General features: G+C 61.2%; 21 protein-coding genes. 6 read left to right on the plus strand and 15 right to left on the minus strand.

What is annotated here, in order from left to right:
* Positions 1–30 precede the first annotated feature (30 nt).
* From ABXR19_RS09540 to ABXR19_RS09570, 7 genes are all read right to left on the minus strand, one after another.
* Positions 31–831, minus strand: coding sequence for a hypothetical protein (locus ABXR19_RS09540; protein ID WP_354600892.1), 801 nt, complete (start codon positions 829–831; stop codon positions 31–33).
* Positions 832–984: 153 nt separating this feature from the next.
* Entirely contained in the window at positions 985–2,211 is a 1,227-nt protein-coding gene (locus tag ABXR19_RS09545; RefSeq protein WP_354600893.1) for a uracil-xanthine permease family protein, read from the minus strand.
* Positions 2,208–2,840 (minus strand): uracil phosphoribosyltransferase, encoded by a 633-nt coding sequence (gene upp, locus ABXR19_RS09550; protein WP_354600894.1) that lies wholly within the window; start codon positions 2,838–2,840, stop codon positions 2,208–2,210. The genes ABXR19_RS09545 and upp overlap by 4 nt, the downstream gene beginning before the upstream one ends.
* A gap of 85 nt (positions 2,841–2,925) precedes the next feature.
* Complete coding sequence (gene modC / locus ABXR19_RS09555) at positions 2,926–3,999, minus strand: molybdenum ABC transporter ATP-binding protein (RefSeq protein ID WP_354600895.1); 1,074 nt, start codon at positions 3,997–3,999, stop codon at positions 2,926–2,928.
* Positions 3,996–4,682, minus strand: a complete 687-nt coding sequence (gene modB / locus ABXR19_RS09560) for a molybdate ABC transporter permease subunit (protein ID WP_354600896.1) — start codon at positions 4,680–4,682, stop codon at positions 3,996–3,998. The genes modC and modB overlap by 4 nt, the downstream gene beginning before the upstream one ends.
* Positions 4,683–4,697: 15 nt before the next feature.
* Positions 4,698–5,441 (minus strand): molybdate ABC transporter substrate-binding protein, encoded by a 744-nt coding sequence (gene modA, locus ABXR19_RS09565; protein ID WP_354600897.1) that lies wholly within the window; start codon positions 5,439–5,441, stop codon positions 4,698–4,700.
* A 43-nt stretch (positions 5,442–5,484) separates the two neighbouring features.
* Positions 5,485–6,297, minus strand: a complete 813-nt coding sequence (locus ABXR19_RS09570; RefSeq protein WP_354600898.1) for a TOBE domain-containing protein — start codon at positions 6,295–6,297, stop codon at positions 5,485–5,487.
* 180 nt (positions 6,298–6,477) lie between these two features.
* Between ABXR19_RS09570 and ABXR19_RS09575 the strand changes: the two genes are divergently transcribed.
* The gene (locus ABXR19_RS09575) at positions 6,478–6,906 is read left to right on the plus strand and encodes a TOBE domain-containing protein (protein ID WP_354600899.1); all 429 of its coding nucleotides are present in this window, start codon (positions 6,478–6,480) and stop codon (positions 6,904–6,906) included.
* A gap of 65 nt (positions 6,907–6,971) precedes the next feature.
* Here the strand turns inward: ABXR19_RS09575 and ABXR19_RS09580 are convergent, their stop codons facing one another.
* The 5 genes from ABXR19_RS09580 to ABXR19_RS09600 form a co-directional block, all read right to left on the minus strand.
* Complete coding sequence (locus ABXR19_RS09580; RefSeq protein ID WP_354600900.1) at positions 6,972–7,667, minus strand: molybdate ABC transporter permease subunit; 696 nt, start codon at positions 7,665–7,667, stop codon at positions 6,972–6,974.
* Between the two features lie 6 nt (positions 7,668–7,673).
* Positions 7,674–8,420 (minus strand): molybdate ABC transporter substrate-binding protein, encoded by a 747-nt coding sequence (gene modA / locus ABXR19_RS09585; protein WP_354600901.1) that lies wholly within the window; start codon positions 8,418–8,420, stop codon positions 7,674–7,676.
* A gap of 15 nt (positions 8,421–8,435) precedes the next feature.
* Positions 8,436–8,849: a hypothetical protein gene (locus ABXR19_RS09590; RefSeq protein WP_354600902.1), complete on the minus strand. Its 414-nt coding sequence runs from the start codon at positions 8,847–8,849 to the stop codon at positions 8,436–8,438.
* Positions 8,850–8,940: 91 nt separating this feature from the next.
* Positions 8,941–9,786, minus strand: coding sequence for a ModD protein (modD, locus tag ABXR19_RS09595; protein WP_354600903.1), 846 nt, complete (start codon positions 9,784–9,786; stop codon positions 8,941–8,943).
* Positions 9,787–9,987: 201 nt separating this feature from the next.
* Positions 9,988–10,266 (minus strand): hypothetical protein, encoded by a 279-nt coding sequence (locus ABXR19_RS09600; RefSeq protein WP_354600904.1) that lies wholly within the window; start codon positions 10,264–10,266, stop codon positions 9,988–9,990.
* Between the two features lie 165 nt (positions 10,267–10,431).
* Between ABXR19_RS09600 and ABXR19_RS09605 the strand changes: the two genes are divergently transcribed.
* On the plus strand, positions 10,432–10,842 hold the full coding sequence (locus tag ABXR19_RS09605; protein WP_354600905.1) for a hypothetical protein: 411 nt from the start codon (positions 10,432–10,434) through the stop codon (positions 10,840–10,842).
* 366 nt (positions 10,843–11,208) lie between these two features.
* Here ABXR19_RS09605 and ABXR19_RS09610 read toward each other — a convergent pair whose 3' ends face one another.
* Genes ABXR19_RS09610 through ABXR19_RS09620 form a run of 3 tightly spaced genes read right to left on the minus strand, consistent with a single transcriptional unit; the run spans position 11,209 to position 12,168 of the window.
* On the minus strand, positions 11,209–11,481 hold the full coding sequence (locus ABXR19_RS09610; RefSeq protein WP_354600906.1) for a hypothetical protein: 273 nt from the start codon (positions 11,479–11,481) through the stop codon (positions 11,209–11,211).
* Positions 11,478–11,864 carry a phage holin family protein gene (locus ABXR19_RS09615; RefSeq protein ID WP_354600907.1) on the minus strand — a complete coding sequence of 129 codons (387 nt, stop codon included), beginning with the start codon at positions 11,862–11,864 and terminating at the stop codon, positions 11,478–11,480. Before ABXR19_RS09615 ends, ABXR19_RS09610 begins: the two co-directional genes overlap by 4 nt.
* A 1-nt stretch (position 11,865) precedes the next feature.
* A complete protein-coding gene (locus ABXR19_RS09620) occupies positions 11,866–12,168 on the minus strand; it encodes an ElaB/YgaM/YqjD family protein (RefSeq protein ID WP_354600908.1) in 303 nt (100 codons plus the stop codon).
* 353 nt (positions 12,169–12,521) lie between these two features.
* On the opposite strand from ABXR19_RS09620, the gene trhA reads away from it, so the two are divergent.
* From trhA to ABXR19_RS09640, 4 genes are all read left to right on the plus strand, one after another.
* Positions 12,522–13,181 carry a PAQR family membrane homeostasis protein TrhA gene (gene trhA / locus ABXR19_RS09625; RefSeq protein WP_354600909.1) on the plus strand — a complete coding sequence of 220 codons (660 nt, stop codon included), beginning with the start codon at positions 12,522–12,524 and terminating at the stop codon, positions 13,179–13,181.
* An 84-nt stretch (positions 13,182–13,265) separates the two neighbouring features.
* Positions 13,266–14,705 carry a HAMP domain-containing sensor histidine kinase gene (locus ABXR19_RS09630; protein WP_354600910.1) on the plus strand — a complete coding sequence of 480 codons (1,440 nt, stop codon included), beginning with the start codon at positions 13,266–13,268 and terminating at the stop codon, positions 14,703–14,705.
* A complete protein-coding gene (locus ABXR19_RS09635; protein ID WP_354600911.1) occupies positions 14,702–15,217 on the plus strand; it encodes a hypothetical protein in 516 nt (171 codons plus the stop codon). The genes ABXR19_RS09630 and ABXR19_RS09635 overlap by 4 nt, the downstream gene beginning before the upstream one ends.
* Complete coding sequence (locus ABXR19_RS09640) at positions 15,214–16,587, plus strand: sigma 54-interacting transcriptional regulator (protein WP_354600912.1); 1,374 nt, start codon at positions 15,214–15,216, stop codon at positions 16,585–16,587. The genes ABXR19_RS09635 and ABXR19_RS09640 overlap by 4 nt, the downstream gene beginning before the upstream one ends.
* Positions 16,588–16,979: the final 392 nt, after the last annotated feature.

The raw sequence follows: 16,979 nt of genomic DNA on the forward strand, positions 1-16,979 counted from the left end.
TTTCCTACCTACGCATTCCGGGTTGTGGCCTTAGATGCAAAACTCACAACAGAGACTGGGGTTAATGTACTGGCGGTTGCCAAAGTGCGGGTCACAAATACGACTCGGGTGCGTGTGGCCAGCAATGAACTCCGGTTCAATGCTGCGATGCAAGACCAAGCATGGACTGCAACTCATGCCTAGATGATTACCTGAAATTTTTTGCCCCCACTCCGACAAGACCAATCGCGCAAGAGCATCAATTTCGTTCTGACTGAAGTACGAGGTGGGAACATGTACCTCGAAGATAGTTGGTATTCCTACAGTCCTTAGCCTAAGTCGGTAGTCCTCACCCGGATGAATACGGGACAAGCTTGCCGCTAACGCCATGATGTACTCGCTACCCTGGATCAGGTAATGACCACAGTGCTGAATTAATTCATCCAACTCCAGTACAACCCAGATTTTTCCATGCTCCCGGACTTTACGAGTGGCGAATTCACTAAGTGCTTGCTCTAGGGACGACTTTGGGATATCAGAGAAAATCTGTAAGAAGAGGTCCTCGATAACGTTTGAAACTTGGCCAAGGATGCCACTTCTTATGTACGAACCAATATCTATCGGACGTCCACCATGGAAACATCGGACGTGAGTGTAGTAGCCGCTAAAAAGATCTGAAAATTCGGCTTCGGCACACTTATGCTCTTGTTCTAGCCAATCAAAGTTATCAGACCAACAGTCAGGCTTGTCCTTCTTGAGACGTTTCTGCGTCTTGTCATTTAGCAAAGACGATGCATAGACAGAAACGTCTTCGAGCCAGAGGTTTTTTGATGCCCAATCAAAAAGTCGCATGATTCACTCTTGGAGCCAGAGCCTGGTAGGGTGGGCTCGGTGAGCCCACGCGTTGTGTCGATGGCATTAGATCTACGCCGCGTGGGCTCACCGAGCCCACCCTACAAAAACTGAATGGCCGACAACGTATTCAACAAGCAGTTGCTGGCCGCCTTAGTGCTTCGGCTCGTCAGGCAGCAACAAATTCAACAGCACGGCCAGCACGCCACACAGGCTGATGCCTTGCAGCGAGAAGCTGCCGATATTCACGCCCAGTCCGCCGATGCCGGTTACCAGCGTCACCGAAACGATGCACAGGTTGCGGGCGCTGGCCAGATTGACCTTGGCATCCATCAGGGTTTTCAGGCCGATGCCGGCGATGGAGCCGAACAGCAGCACCATGATGCCGCCCATCACCGGCATGGGGATGGTCTGCAACAGGGCGCCGAATTTGCCGACGAAGGCCATCAGAATGGCGAAACCGGCCGCCCAGGTCATGACCACCGGGTTGTAGTTGTGGGTGAGCATGACGGCGCCGGTCACTTCGCCATACGTCGTGACGGGCGGGCCGCCAAACAGGCTGACGATATTCACCGCCAGACCGTCGCCGAACAGGGTGCGATGCAGACCGGGGCTTGCGGTGTAATCCTTGCCGCTGACCGAGCCGATAGCCAGTACGCCGCCCACGTGTTCGACGATAGGCGCAATCGCCACCGGAATCATGAACAGGATTGCGGCCAGGTTGAATTCCGGCTTGCCCAGTTCCGGCAGGGCGATCCATGCGGCCTCGCTCAGCTTGCTGAAATCTACAATCCCAAACAGCAGGGAGACGACGTAACCGACGGCCACGCCAACCAGGATCGGCACCAGTTTCAACAGGCCTTTGGCACGGATGGCAGTGAGCATGGTGGCCAGCAGGGAAATGGCCGCGATGGCAATCGCCGTGTCATAAGGCACGACTTGTGTGTCGCCTGCCTTGCCGGTAGCCATGCTGACCGCAACCTGCGCCAGCCCCAGACCAATCACCATGACCACCGGGCCGATGACGACCGGGGGCAACAAGCGATGGATGAAGCCGATGCCGCGCCATTTGACGAGACCGGCCGCCACGTAATAGAAGAAGCTGGCCGAGGCGAGCGCGCCGAGCGTGGCCGGCATGCCCCAGGTTTGCACCGAGTAGATGATCGGGGCGATGAAGGCGAAGCTGGAGCCGAGGTAAATCGGCACTTCACGCTTGGTGCACAGCTGGAAAATCAGGGTGCCCACGCCGGCGCCAAGCAGCGCCAGACTGGGGTTGAGGCCGGTGAGCAGCGGCACCAGCACGGTGGCGCCAAAGGCGACGAAGAGGATTTGCGCGCCGGAAAGCGCGGTGCGCCAGACAGGGTCTTTTGTAGTGTTCATGCTTCCTTGGTCCCGAAAATTTTATCGCCCGCATCCCCGAGCCCGGGAATGATGTAGCCCTGCTCGTTGAGATGGCTGTCGATGGCTGCTGTAAAAATCTCTACGTCCGGATGAGCCGCAGCCAGCGCCGCGATCCCTTCGGGGGCCGCGACCAGCACCAGCGCCTTGATCTGCTTGCAGCCATTGCGCTTGAGCATGTCGATGGTGGCAATCAGCGAACCGCCGGTGGCCAGCATCGGATCGATGATGATCGCCAGGCGCTCGTCGAGTTGACCGACAAAGCGCTCGAAGTAGGGTTCGGGCATCAGGGTTTCGTGGTTGCGGGCAATCCCGACGACACTGACGCGGGCGCTCGGGATCAGATCGAGCACACCATCCAGCATGCCCAAACCGGCGCGCAGGATCGGCACCACCGTGACTTTCTTGCCCTTGATCTGCTCAACCTCGACCTCACCACACCAACCCTCGATGCGGCGGTGCTCCAGTTCGAAATCGCGGCAGGCCTCGTAGGTCAGCAGACGGGCAAGCTCGGCAGTCAGCTCTCGGAATTTTTTGGTACTGATAGCGCCTTCCCGCATCAGGCCAATTTTATGTTTGACCAGGGGATGGCGGACTTCGATCACCGGCATGTGCTTCCTCGCGATACGTTTGACAAAGGAAGGAGGTTAATCGATTCATGTGCCGCGCGCCTGCAGGCCTATGGATCAGTTGTCGCTAATCAAGCAGCGCCACCGCCTTCACCTGCGCCCACACACTTTGCCCGACCGCCAGCCCAAGCTGATCCGCCGCGCGCCGGGTGATGCGCGCGAGCAACGGCACACCGCCGGCCTGCAGGCCGATGAGGCATTGCGCTGGATCTTCGGCCGGGGCGATGCCGGTGATCTGGCTGGCGAAGCGATTCTGGATACTGGAGGCATTGTCGCTACCGAGCGCGATGCTGATGTCGCGCGCGAGAATGCGCACGCGCACCGGCGCACCAATGTTCAACGCACGTTGCGAAACGAAGATCTCCCCGCCGCCAAAGCGCAAGCGGGTGAGTTGCCAGTGCGCATCGTGCTCGGCAACTTCGGCCTCGATCACCACGCTGGCATCGTGATCCTGCGCCAGCGGCAGATCGAGGCGTGACAGCGTCTCGCCCAGCGGACCACTAGCCATCACCCGCCCCTGCGCCATGAGCACCAGGTGATCCGCCAGCCGTGCGGCCTCTTCCATCTGGTGGGTGACGTACAGCACGGGGATTTCGAGTTCATCGTGCAGGCGTTCCAGGTAGGGCAGGATTTCCTGCTTGCGGGCCGAGTCCAGCGCGGACAGCGGCTCATCCATCAGCAGCAGGCGGGGGCGCGTCAATAAGGCCCGCGCAATTGCGACGCGCTGGCGCTCGCCACCCGACAAACCATCGGGCTTGCGCCCCAGCAGATGCTCGATGCCGAAGCGTGCCGCCATGGCGTGGATTTCATCCTCGCGCACAACCCCCGTCGCGCGTTTCATGCCGAAAGCCAGATTGCCGCGCACATCGAGATGCGGAAAGAGACTGGCTTCCTGGAACACATAGCCGATCTCCCGCTGCCAGGTGGGCGTGAAGCGCCCGGCCTCCTGCCAGCAATTACCGTTGACCTCGATACGTGCATCCGCAGCACGCTCCAGACCGGCGACACAACGCAATAGCGTGGTCTTGCCCGAGCCGGAATGACCAAACAACACCGTGACGCCACGCCCCGGCAGTTGCAGATCCACATCCAGCGAGAAACCAGGGAAAGCGTGTTGAACACGCAGAGAAATAGCGCTCATGCGGGCTTCCTCCGTGCATCCGGATTCAAGCTGTAGAGCAATAGCAGCACGACAAATGAGAACGCCACCATCCCGGCCGACAGCCAGTGCGCCTGTGCATATTCCAGTGCCTCGACGTGGTCATAGATCTGCACCGAGATCACGCGGGTAGCGCCGGGGATATTGCCACCAATCATCAACACCACACCAAATTCGCCCACGGTATGCGCGAAGCCGAGCACTGCGGCAGTAAGGAAGCCCGGCCGGGCCAACGGCACGACGACCGACCAGAATGTATCCCGGGGCGAAGCCCGCAAGGTGGCTGCGACTTCGAGCGGGCGCGGGCCAATGGCCTCAATGGCGTTCTGGATCGGCTGGACCACAAAGGGCAGCGAATAGAACGTGGATGCCACCACCAAGCCCGCGAAGGTGAAGGGCAAGAGGCCAATGCCCAGCGCCTGGGTGAGCTGGCCGACCGGACCATTCGGCCCCATCAGCAGTAACAGGTAAAAACCCAGCACCGTCGGCGGCAAGACCAGCGGCAAAGAAACCAGCGCACTGATCGCGCCACGCAGGCGCGATTGCGTGCGCGCCAGCCACCAGGCAATCGGAGTGCCGATGATCAGCAGCAAGGCGGTAACGGTGGTGGCCAGGCGCAGGGTCAGCCAGATAGCCGACCAGTCCTGGGAGTCAGGTAGCAGCATGCAATTCAGGCGCGATCAGAGTTCGTAACCATAGGATTTGATCACAGCTTTGGCCTTGTCGCTCTTCAGATATTTCAGCAGCGCTTCGGCGGCAGGCTTGCCCTCGCCCTTGGCGAGCAGGATCGCGTCCTGACGGATCGGTGTGTGTTGATCAGCCGGCACGATCCAGGCGGAGCCACTCTTAAGCACGCCGTCCTGCCACACCTGCGACAGCGCCACGAAACCCACTTCTGCATTGCCGGTGCTGACGAACTGGAAGGTCTGGGAGATGTTCTCGCCCTGCACGATTTTCGGCTGCAGCGCTTCCTGCACGCCCAGCTTTTTCATCACCTCAAGGGCTGCCAAGCCGTAAGGCGCGGTCTTTGGATTGGCCAGCGCGAGTTTGTTGAAATCACCCTTCTTCAACACCTCGCCCTTGGCATCCACGAATCCCGGCTTGGCACTCCAGAGTACCAGTCGGCCATACGCATAAGTAAAGCGGCGGCCTTTCACGCCAACGCCTTCGGCTTCGAGCTTGGCCGGGGCTTCATCATCGGCCGAGAGAAAGACTTCGAACGGCGCGCCGTTCTTGATCTGGGCGTAGAAAGCGCCAGTTGCGCCGGTCGATACCAGCGCCTTGTGGCCGGTGTCTTTCTCGAATTCAACGGCGATCTTCTGCATCGGTGCGGTGAAGTTGGCCGCGACGGCGACCTTCACTTCGTCAGCCAAAACGGGGGCGGCCAAACCGACCAGCATGAGCAGGGAGAAAAGCTTTTTCATGGCAAACATCCTTTCTTTTTGGAAGGGGAATAACTCGACAAATTCAATCAAATGCACACAACATCACGCTGGACGCCTTGAACAACGCACAGGCGCGCGCACCTTCGCGCAGATCCAGTTCAGTCAGGGATTCACGCGTGATGATCGCGCTGACGGTGCGCCCGGTTGGTAGCGCCAGCACCACATCCACCGCGACCGGGCCTTCGTGGATGCGCACGACCTCGCCCCATAGCTGATTGCGCGCAGATAAACGCACGCTCTCGTCGGTGAGCAGGATGACGGCGGAGGAATTCACCCAGGCATGCAACTCACGGCCAATGTTCAGGCGCATCTGCTCGGCGCCTTCGCGCGAAACCTGCGCCACGATTTCGTTGTGACCATCGAAGCGGATACCGACTTCGAAAGTCACTTCGCCCGCACGCAGCGTCGTGACCGGCCCGATGAACTGATTGCGCGCACTGGTCGTCACGCCCACGCTGCGCATCAGGCGGCGCAAGGCCTGCGGATCAGCCACCTCGGTGCCAGCGAGGCTGGCGGTGACGCGATCCAGCGCGAGCTGGTATTCCGCTTCCATGGCCCGATACAGACTCACCACACGCCTGCCGTAATCCGTCAGCAAGGTGCCGCCGCCATTCCGCCCGCCCACAGCCCGCGCCACCAGCGGCTGCTCGGCAAGATTGTTCATCGCATCGACTGCATCCCAGGCGGCCTTGTAGGAAAGCGGCACTTCCTTGGCCGCCTGCGAGATCGAGCCGCAGCGCTCAATCGCCTCCAGCAGGCGAATGCGCGTATCCCCGAGAAAGCTGCCGGCATCCACATCCACGCCGAAGCGCCCGATCATCCTGTTTGTTTTCATGGTGCTTGTTCCACTGCTAAACGTTTCGCTATATCGTTACATAAATAACGGTTTTTCCGCAAAGGGAAAAGTTCATCAATATTTCAGGCGAGCGCTGTGGTTGAAGCGTCACGCCGCCAGACCGTACATTTGCAGCGTGTGCACGTCGCGCATTCCCGCTCTCAGAAAAGGCAGAACATCATGAAAATCAGCGCCCGCAACATCTTTGAAGGAAACATCAGCGCACTCACCAGCGGCCCGGTCAGTGCCGAAGTGGAAATCATCACCGCAGGTGGCGACAAACTGGTTGGCACGATCACCCAGGGCAGTGTTGCCTCGCTCGGTCTGGCCGTCGGCAAGCCGGTCGTAGCCCTGATCAAGGCCAGCAACGTGATGGTGATGACCGACGGCAGCGGCGTAAAACTCTCGGCCCGCAACTGCCTCGCCGGCACAGTCAAAAAACTGCTGCAAGGCCCGGTCAGCGCCGAAGTCATCATCGCCCTGCCCGGCGGCGCAGAAGTCTTCGCCAGCATCACCCGCGACGCCACCAACGAACTGGGCATCAAGGAAGGCGGCCCAGCCACCGCAGTGATCAAGGCTTCGTCCGTGATCATTGGCGTCAAGTCGTAAGTCGACTTCGCACAGCCCGCCCATCGGGGGGTCTGCGCAAATCAGAGGGGTCGCTCTGTACGCGTTCATGACATCCCCGCCCGGCGCATGAACCAGAAAACAGCCAGTGAGGCCAAACCCAGCAGCGCCGTCAGCACGATCCCACGCGAGTATTCGCCCGCAAACACGGCGTTGTAGATTTCCAGTGAAACCGTATTGGTGCGCCCCGCGATATTGCCGCCCAGCATCAAAGTGATACCCACCTCGCCCATCGAGCGTCCGAAGCCCAGCACCAGTCCTGTCGCCAAGGCCCGCTTGACGTTGGGGATCAGCACAAACAACACGATCTCCCATTCGCGCTTGCCCAGCGTGCGTGCCACTTCGCCCAGACGCGCCGACAAAGTTTCCATTGCCGTCTGCACCGGTTTGACGACCAGTGGCAGTCCGGCAACAAAGGCGGCAAACACCACACCTGAGACACTGAACACCAGACTCAGATCACAGCAAGCCAGAAGCCATCCGCCCAGCAGACCTTCGCGCCCCAGCAACAACAGCAACACGAAGCCCAGTGCAATCGGCGGAAACACCAGCGGCATGGTGATCGCCGCATCCAGCAGAGCCCGCCCCGGCCAGCGCGGCACGCTCAGCGCGTAGCCCAACAACAAGCCAGCCACTGCGTGCAAGGCGACCGTCAGCAGCGCCACCTTGGCCGTCAACCAGAGAGCATAGAGCACGCTGGTATCGGTCAGGGTCTGCAGCAGGATGGTGAGGCTTCCAGACATGAGGATTTACAAACCGTAGCGCTTGATGATCTCGGCCGCAGCCGGGGTCTGCATGTAGTCCACCAGCGCGCGTACCGGTGCAGAATCCTGTCCGGCGACCAGCCCGGCGGTGATGCGAATTGGCGCGTACTCATCCACCGGAATTTCAATAAACCCACCGATCTTGTCGCGAATACCCAGCGCCTCGGTCAGGTTGATGAAGCCCGCATCGACCTCGCCACTGATGAGGTAAGCCGAAACCTGCGGCACGGTGCTGACCATGATCAGACGCTTCTCCACCGCGGGATACAGACCGCTGTGCTGGAGATATTCGACAGAGGCCTTGCCGAAGATGGCCTGTTTGATATCAGCCACGCCAATCCGCGCAAAGCCCTCGCGCCGAAGCTCTGCGGCATTTTTGAGCATTTTGCCCTTAGGCCAGGCAAGCACCAGACGCCCACGCCCCAACGGCAGGTATTTCGAGAAGACCACCTGCTCGGCTTTCTCCAGCACATCCTGCTCGCCAAAAACGACGGCCACCTTGCCACTCGCACGAGTCTGCTGCAACACATGCCCCATGTGACCATAGATGCGCTCGACCTTGATCTTGCTGGCTGCCTCGAAGCCATTGGCGATCTCATCGATGGGGCGTTTGTAGCCCGCCCCCCCCGCCACAAGCACGCTGTCTTCGGCCATGGCCAGAGATGCGCACAACGCCAGCAGCGCGACGAGACTGCTGCGCACGAAAGAATTCCAAACCGAACGATTCAGCATTTGTATCTCCAGGGATCAGCGCGGCATTTCATCCGCAAAAGAAAAGAAGGTCTGGTGCGACTGGCATTCCTCACCATGCGTGATGCGGCGATGGATCAGCCAGCGCCCGTCGGTGAGACGCCAGGCCACCAGGTGTTCGCCATAGGTCGGTGCGAGGTAGTAGGTCTCGTCATCGTCTGAACGCACATCGGTGAGCACGAAGTAGTGCTCGCAATAACAAGGCGTGTCTTCGCCTTCGTACTCGTGGCCCAACAGGCGCTCCGAGAAAATCTCGTAATCACGGAAGCGTGAAAAGGCTCTCGGCTCAACGACACAGCCAGTCCATTCGCGGGGCAGCAGCTTGCGCCAGTCCGGCAGATCCTTCTTGCCACAGGAACGCGACGGATACGTGCGGGCGCATTGCCGGGTCGAGATGCTCAAAACTGTCATGAATTCCTCCTGTCCGGGTCTGAACCCGACATTCGCTATGTTTTATCGTATATAGCGAATTGTGTGCCAGACGAAAGAAGGAAGACGGTTTTCAGAGTCGGGAAAAAATTACTTTCACGTCGCGCGGCGGCGCGAAATAAGGCGCGGAGCTGACCAGAAAATCTGCACCGGCACGCGCATAGGCCACCGCATTTTCGAGCGTCACGCCGCCTGCCGGCGCCAGCAAAGCGCTGAGATTGTGCGCGTTCAGCGCCGCTCTGCATTCACTCAGGGCGGCCGGGCTGAAGCGCTCCAGCTGCAGCACGTGTGCACCACACCGCGCGAGCCACAGCGCATCTTCCAGACTACCGACCTCGGCCACAAGTTTCTTTTCCGGGGCCTGCTTGCGTATCCGAGCGAAGAGCTCAGGGAGCTCGGCATTGTCGACAAACACACGGTGATCCGGAAACACCAGCAAGGTTTCCGACAAACCCAGCCGATGCGACACCGCGCCGCCTGCCGTGATCGCCTTGACCGCAAGCTTGCGATTGCCGGGGAAGTTCTTGCGGGTACACGCCAGCGGCAAGTCGAAGCCGGCATCGCGTACAGCTTGCAGCATACCGGCCGCACATGACGCGATGCCGGAGAGGTACTCCATCAAGGTCTGAGCCGTTTTCCAGGCCAAATGCAGAGATTCAACGGAGCCTTGCACACGCAGCAGCTCGGTGCCCTCAGCCACCTGCGTACCCGATGCCACAAAGCTCATTACCTTGCCGCCCGCCAGCTCGACCAGGCGTGCAGCCTCTTCGCTGCCACACACCCGCATTGCATGCCGGGCACACATCACCATCTGTGCGGATTGAGCGCCGATACCCATGCTACGCGTCGTAAGATCGCCGTAAGGCACATCCTCATCCAGCATGGCGCATAGCGCCTCATCATTCAGACAGGTATGCATGGCATGAGACTCCAGAGCTGGATGACGATCAGGCGTGACGGAATTGATTCAAGTACATTCATCGTAAAACCCTCCTGACCGACATTCAGCAAGGAGCAGACCATGCCTGAAGAACCGCTCTGGGCGCGGCTCTTCAGGCATATATCAGAGGATGAGTCATACCGATTTGTCGAACAGACGACAAATCTCCGCCCTTACCCATCAACGGCGCGAACGCCCCTCATCCCAACGGCCACGCTCCTGTTCTTGACGACGGGGCTCAGGATGGCCGCGCTCCGCCTCGCGCGGGCGTGGCGGCGACGAAAAATGTCCGGAGGATGGCGCATGGCCGGTATGCGCCGAAGGCGAGTGACGATGGCTTGGGCCATCCCATCCCCGCCCACCGTAGTAAGGCTCGTCAAGTACCGGATAGGCCACACAGCCTTGCAACAAGGCCAAGCCACTCAACACCATCAAACTCCGCCAGCTCATCTTGTTCATGTCAGCTCCCGCGTTGACCTGTCTAAGCCACAAGCCTGGCAGAGCAAGCTGACCTCAGCCTGACGCGAAGCTGAGCGCAGCCTGATCCGCCCCGCGCCCATCGGGCGGGCGGCTATACTTTGCGTGCAAACAGACTGATTTCATCTTGCCGACAGGAGGCAGAGCATGAGTACCTTTCCAGACACGCCACGCCGCCACACACGGTTGCGCAATGTGGTTCTGAGCACCACGTTTGCCCTCCTCGCGGCGTGTGGCGGCGGCGGAGGGCTCAACGATTTGTTCAGCAGCCTGTGGATCTACTCGGTCGAGTCTCCCAGCCGGGTCGACACGGATGCCGACGTAAGCGTCATCGCGCGCGCCGGCAGTACCGGTGACATCAGCAGCGACGATATGGAATGGACTTGGGATCAGACCGGTGGCGACGCAATCCGTAACCAGACTGTCGAGAGGGGCAGCAACAGTTCAATCCTGCGCTTCAAAGCACCATCAAGTTCCGGCACGCTCACCCTGAAAGTAACGCTCAGGGCAAAAGGGCTGGCTGACAGCGAAAGCCTGAACATCACGGTCAGCAACTGAGCGCCTGAGCAGGGGGCGAACCACCACATCACCGAAACCCGCGCCAATACTCACTCTGCAAATTAATTCTTGAATTCCCGGCGTCTAACTTATACAAAGGAATTGCAAGTATCCCTTGCGTAACAAGAGGAAGACCTTATCGCAACCGTGAAGCTAGCATCTCACAGCAACAGGTAGGTCCAACCGGAGTTGTTCTCCGGCGCTGGTGGTGGATCCACCGGCACAAAACGCCGCGCAATGCGGCGTTTTCATTTCAGGAATACATGCACGACGTGCTCGAAGATCCTCGCCCAGCAAGGCTTTACAGGGAGCATGCCTGCACAGGGCCGTCAGGCGTGCTTCTTCAGTACGCCCTCCCGCGCAGCTTCAAATAGCCTTGGCAGAGTCGACCTTGCCCATCACCTGCTTGGCGATCCGCCAGGCGCTCAGCCCGGCATTCAACCAGCGGCCCCAGCGTGCAGGCAATACGGCGCCCAGCACACCGGCCAGGGTTTCCAGCCAGGCAGACTGAGCCTTGCCGGATACGGAGGAAGCCAGATTCAAACTTCCCAGATCCTGGCGTAGCGCCAAGCGGTACTGCTCGGCCTGCAACACCAGCATTTCCTTGCGTAGCGAACGCATCATCCGGCGGCGGTTCATGGGGACTCCTCCGTACGACTTTGCATCGCATCCTGATCGCGCCCGAACTCGGCACGCGTTGTGGCAAAAGGCTGGGGAGCCGTCAGTACGAGGCGGCGCAGCCACACACCGCACACCGCTGCGAGTATGCCGTACAGCAGCGCCACGCCAAAGGTGGCGACGAGCAGGCAGTCATTGCGCGCCGCCAGCACCAAGCCCGCCGCGGTGGCGAAAAGCAACGCGAAGGCGGCAAAGACCACGATCACGAGCAGAATCGACATCTGCCACAGACGACGATCCAGCTCTTCCTCCAGCTCCAGTCCGAACAGATCCAGCCGGGTCCCCAGCAAACCTGCGAGGTTATCGGCCGACCGGCGAACCTGTCCGAACAGGTGCAAACTCATCTCAGCGACGGGCAATCAGCATGCCCACGACCACGCCGACAGCGGCGCCAATCCCGATAGCCTTCCAGGGATTTTCGTGAACATATTCATCGGTCGCAGCGGCAGCGGCCTTGGCCTTGTCCAGCGCAATTTCCTCGGCCGTGGTCAGACGCTGTTTGGCTTCGCGCAAGCCAGCAATGATGCGCGCCTGCAGGGCTTCGGCTTCCTTGCCCGTTGCCGCAGCCGCATCCATGATCAATCTTTCGGTCTTGTGCAGAATGTCTTGCGATTCGTCCAGCAGGTTCGAAGAGGTGTTCTCAGCCATGACAAGCTCCTTTTGATTAAAGTACGTGGGGATAAAAAAACCGCCGCTTTCATGTTAGCCCACGAACTGGTGGAGGCAGGGCATGAAAGGGACTTGCGGGCAGTGGGATGATCAAGAGTCCTCGCGCGAGAACAGCAATCTCGCAGGATCAGCCCCTGAAAATGCCGCCGCGCCTAAGCGACTATCGGCAAATCTGACCCCGGACTGTCCAAAGGGTTCCCTCAGCCTACGCTATAAATCCTGCCATGCAGACAATATGTTCCTGGCGCACACCTTGCCACCGATTCCCGCTACAGTGGGCGGCCATACGTAAGCGTACCTAAATCCGGAATCCTGCGACAGAAAGCCCTGGCATGAAACACAAACGCCCCCAGACCCGAGGAGAGGAAATCGCCAACGTCGCCAGCCACGCGGCGGGGCTGGTCGCTGCCCTGACAGCCTTTCCGATTCTGGTCGTCGTTACCGCCCGCCACGGCAGCGTGAGCAACATCGTCGCCGCCTGCATCTACGCCAGCACGATGGTGCTGATGTATCTGAGCTCCACGCTCTACCACTCGATGCCGCAAGGCCGCCTCAAACAGATTTTCCGCCAATTTGATCATGCGGCGATCTTCCTGCTGATCGCCGGCACCTATACGCCCTTCACCTTCAGCGTACTGGCAGGCGCCTGGGGCTGGACGATTTTCGGTCTGGTCTGGGGGCTGGCCGCGCTCGGCCTGTTCCTGATGTTCAGCAACCGGCTGAACAATCCCTGGCTCTCCAACGGCATCTACTTGCTGATGGGCTGGCTGATCATCATTGCGGCCGTACCGCTGTTCCGGAACATTTCCACCGCCGGCGCTGTCTGGCTCATAGCCGGCGGTCTGGCCTACACAGGTGGTGTGGCCTTCTACGCACTGGATGGCCGGCTGCGCTACGGGCATTTCATCTGGCACCTGTTCGTGCTCACCGGCACAGTCTGCCATTTCTTTGCCGTACTCTACGGCTGTACGCCGGGCGCCACGCTCGCGTAGAGACGACAGCCATCCGTCGCCCTGTCGAACGTCCAGTCCGGCGAGGCTGCTACAAAGAGGCCTTATTCTCACCCCCCGCATTCCATGCGCCTGCCTTACCCGCTCTCCCTTCCCAAACTCCTGCTCGCAGGCTTCGTGCTGGTGGCCCTGCCACCCGTGCTGGCCCTGCTCGGTGCGTATTTTTCACTGGATCAGCTGAGTCGGCGCAGCGAAATCGCGATCACCCGCGCCACTGCCATTACCCGCGACAGCCGCGCCCTGAGTGAGCATCTGAACGCGCTCGAACGCCTCGCGCGCCAGCAGCTGGTCCTCAACGATCCGCCGGGGCTCGCCGCCTATGCCAGCCGCCGCACCCGTTTCATCGACACCGGCGAACGCCTCGCGCAGCATGCCGACATCCTGAACATCAGCGCCGAACTGGAGGCCTTGCGCGCGGGTGAAGAGGCCATCTGGCTGCGACTGCAACAAGCCGATCTGAAGCAGACGCAAAGCCCGGCACTGGTCGCCGCTTTCAACGCCATGAATGCATCGGCAGCAGGCCTTGTCGGTCTGGCCGATGCGCGGATCGAAGCGGATATCGAAGCACTCCAGGTCGAAGCCTCCGCCGCACGCCGCCAGTTACTGCAGCGCCTGTGGGTGCTGATCCCGATCAGCCTGCTGTTCGCGCTGGGCATCACGGCCTTGATTCGCCGCCCTTTCCGTCAGTTGGAAGCGGCCATGCGCCGTCTTGGCGAAGGCAGTTTCGATGATCCGATCAAGGTCAGCGGCCCGCGTGACATGGCCCTGCTGGGCCAGCGCCTGGACTGGCTGCGCACCCGGCTGCAAGCCCTGGATGCGCAAAAAACACGTCTGCTTCAGCACGTTTCGCACGAGCTCAAGACCCCACTCACGGCGCTGCACGAAGGCACTGCCCTGCTGCTGGACAAAGTCACCGGCCCGCTCAACTCAGAGCAATTCGAGGTCGCCCAGATCCTCGCCAGCAACTGCCAGCGCCTGCGCAAACTGATCGAGAATCTGCTCGATTACAGCAGTCTGCGCTTTGCGCCAGCCGATCTGCGCCGTGAAACCGTCGAACTCGGTGGCGTCGTCGAACAGGTTATTGCCGACCAGAAGCTCGCAGCCAACGCGCGCGGCATCGACATCACACACGACTGCGCCAATCTGAGTCTGCCCGCGGATCGCGAGAAACTGCGTGTCATCCTCGACAACCTGCTCTCCAACGCCCTCAAATACGCCCCGACTCACAGCCGCGTGCACATCGCCGCGCACGCCGAAGGCGGCTGGGCCAGCATCGAAGTCTGCGATAGCGGCCCCGGCATCCCCGCCGATCAGGCCCCAGCCATGCTCGAAGCCTTTGTCCAGGGCCCCGCGCCCGAAGACAGTCCGGTCAAAGGCAGCGGCCTCGGCCTGTCGATTGTGCGCGAACTGGTCAGCGCCCACGGTGGCGAAATCGCCCTGCTCCCGAATTCCCCTCACGGCACCCGTGCCCGCATCCGCCTGCCCCTTACGGAGTCATCCTCATGAAACTGCGCCACCTCCTGCTGATCGCCAGCCTCGGCTTGCTCACCAGCGCCTGCAGCAGCACCCATCTGGCCCGCGTCGGTCTGCTGCAGCCCGGCGTCGACAACCAGCCCGACATCCTTCAGCAAGCCAGCCGCATTCGTGCATTAAGCCCGACAGAGCTTGGCAGCGAATCCGACAGCCTGCAGAAAGCCTACGCGGCGCACCGCAGGGAGGAAAACCGCCTGCGTCTGGCCTTGTTTCTGAGCATCGCGCCGCCGCCGCACGCAGACCGGGCGCGCGCCCTGAGCCTGTTCGACGTGCCCGCCAGTGAGGCCAGCGGGCGCGGGCGCAATCATCCACTGGCGCAGCTCTTGCTCCCCTTGCTGCAAGACAACCGCCGCCTCGACGATAGCCTCGCCGCCAGTTTGCAGAAACAACGCGAACTACAGCAAAGCAACGACGCCATGCGCCAGAAACTCGACGCGATCCGCGAGATCGAAGTAAAAATGCAGGAACGCCCGAACACCAAATGATCCAGACCGCCATACAGCCCGCCGCCCAGCCCCGCGTCCTCCTCGTCGATGACGACCCGGACCTGCTGCGCCTGCTCTCCATCCGCCTCAAGGCCAGCGGTTTCGAGACGCGCAGCGCGAACAGCGGCGAAACCGCGCTGGCGGCGCTCGCCGCGCAACGCCCGGACATCGTCGTCACCGATCTGCGCATGCCCGGCATGGACGGGCTGGCGCTGTTCGACGCGGTGCGCGAGCAGCACCTGTCGCTGCCGGTGATCCTGCTCACCGCCCACGGCAACATCCCCGAAGCCATCGCCGCCACCCAGCGCGGCGTGGCCGGCTACCTGACCAAACCTTACGACGCGAGCGAGCTGATCGCCCAGATCCACCGCGCCATCGGCAGCTCCGGCGGGGCCAGCGCCGCGCAGGCACCAGCCGCCTGGCGCAGCGAAATCCTCACGCGCAGCGCCGCGATGGAAGACTTTCTGCAGCAAGCCCAGCTTCTTGCCGCCAGCGAAGTCAGCGTCTTCATCAGCGGCCCCAGCGGCGCCGGCAAGGAGTTGCTGGCGCGCGCCATCCACAAGGCCAGCCCACGCGCCGCCAAGCCCTTCGTGGCGATCAACTGCGGCGCGATTCCGGAACAGCTGCTCGAATCCGAACTCTTCGGCCACGTCAAAGGCGCCTTCACCGGTGCTCATCGCGACCACGACGGCCTCTTCCAGGCGGCCAAGGGCGGCACCCTGTTTCTCGATGAAATCGGCGACATGCCCACGCCGCTGCAGGTCAAGCTGCTGCGCGTGCTCGAAGAGCGCGAAGTGCGCCCGGTCGGCGCGACCCGCAGCATTCCGATTGACGTGCGCCTGCTCTCCGCCACGCACCGCGATCTGAACATGGCGCGCAGCGAAGGGCGCTTTCGGGACGATCTCTACTACCGCCTCAACGTTGTCGCCTTGGCCCTGCCCTCGCTGGCCGAGCGTCGCGAGGACATCCCGCTGCTGGCGCAACATTTCCTGCTGCGTCTGGCCAAACGCTACGAGCGCCCGGTCAACGCCTTCTCGCCCGAAGCCATGGAGCTGCTGCTGGCCGCGCCCTGGCCCGGCAACATCCGCCAGCTGCTGAACGTGGTGGAACAGACCGTCGCCCTGGCCACCACCCCGGTGATCCCCGCTGCACTGGTCCAGCGCGCCTTGCAGGGCGACGGCGACGCCATCGAATCCTTCGAAGAAGCCCGCCACCGCTTCGAGCGCGATTATCTGATCCGCCTGCTGCGCCTGACCGAAGGCAACGTGACCCAAGCCGCGCGTCTGGCCAAACGCAACCGCACCGAGTTCTACCGCCTGCTCGCCCGCTACCACCTGGAAGCCGGCGCGTTCAAGGAGTCGGCGGAGTAGGCGGTCCGCAAAGTCGCAAGTCGCAAGTCGCAAGTCGCAAGTCGCAAGTCGCAAGTCGCAAGTCGGGATGAGCATGACCGCCTTGCGCCCAAAGCCCAAGCGCGGATTTGATCGTTCCCACGCTCCGCGTGGGAACGATCTAAGGAATCGGCTCCCCGAAGAGCCTCGTGCAGCGGTCCTCTTCAGGCAGAGCACCGCGAGAAGCAGTCTGGACGCGGGTCTTCAAGGCTCCAAGCCCGTAGCCCTTGAAACCGAGCCCAAACGGCTCCTTCCCCTTTTCAGGGGGAAGGCTGGGATGGGGGTTGTCACGTTCAACAAGGCCTGTCCTCAATTGAGCGTTTTTACCCCTCCTTGCCCGGAGGGTCGAGTTTGCACACTCGACCCGCTTCGAC

Source organism: Uliginosibacterium flavum (assembly GCF_040566545.1).
GTDB classification, from domain to species: domain Bacteria; phylum Pseudomonadota; class Gammaproteobacteria; order Burkholderiales; family Rhodocyclaceae; genus Uliginosibacterium; species Uliginosibacterium flavum.